General features: G+C 54.7%; 1 protein-coding gene. It reads right to left on the bottom strand.

Features of this window, described 5'->3' with window-relative positions:
• Positions 1-468, bottom strand: a 468-nt coding sequence (locus QQJ79_RS15605; RefSeq protein ID WP_284223847.1) for a LysR family transcriptional regulator, incomplete at its 3' end; no start/stop codon positions are given.
• Between the last annotated feature and the right edge of the window lie 247 nt (positions 469-715).

The raw sequence follows: 715 nt of genomic DNA, 5'->3' as shown, positions 1-715 counted from the left end.
GCGCTTGGCCATCAGGCGCGATTGCTCCAGCGTACCAAGACGAATGGCAAGATCGAACCCTTCGGCCACGATATCGACAACCCGGTTGGACAGATGCAGGTCCAGTGTCACGTCGGGATAGTGTAGCAGAAAATTGTTCAGAAGCGGGGCAAGGGTGCGTTCGCCATAGGTAATTGGCGCGGTCAGCTTGATGGTGCCCTTGGGGGTTTGCTGCAGGTCCGTGATCAGGCGCTCCGCCTCTTCCAGACTGTCCAGAACCTGCCTGCAATGCTGATAATAGAGCTGCCCGGCCTCGGTGGCGGTGACGCGCCGGGTGGTGCGGTGAAACAATCGGGTGGAAAGCCGGGCCTCAAGCGCGCTGACCTGTCGGCTGACCTGCGCGGTGGAAATGCCAAGCCGCTTGGCCGCTGCGGTAAAGCTTTGCAATTCCGCCACGGCCACAAATTCAACAACGCCTTCCCACTGCATGATTGTGTTCTACCTCTATGATTATCCGGGGTTTGGTCAGGATATTGTTACTGTCCTGCAAAAGTAAATTTCAAAAATGGGTGATTATCCTAATTTTCGATATCAATAAACTGGGGAAGCTCTCATTCGGTCCCGAACAGAGAAACAGATATTCTAGCAATTGGAACGCAGAGGAAGACACAGATGATCAAGTCGAAAGCCGCCATCGCGTGGGGCCCGAACCAGCCCCTGTCTATTGAAGAGGTTG

Origin of the sequence: Brevundimonas denitrificans, from assembly GCF_030160755.1 — a bacterium.
Lineage (GTDB): Bacteria > Pseudomonadota > Alphaproteobacteria > Caulobacterales > Caulobacteraceae > Brevundimonas > Brevundimonas denitrificans.
This window is presented reverse-complemented; position numbering and strand designations above follow the sequence as displayed.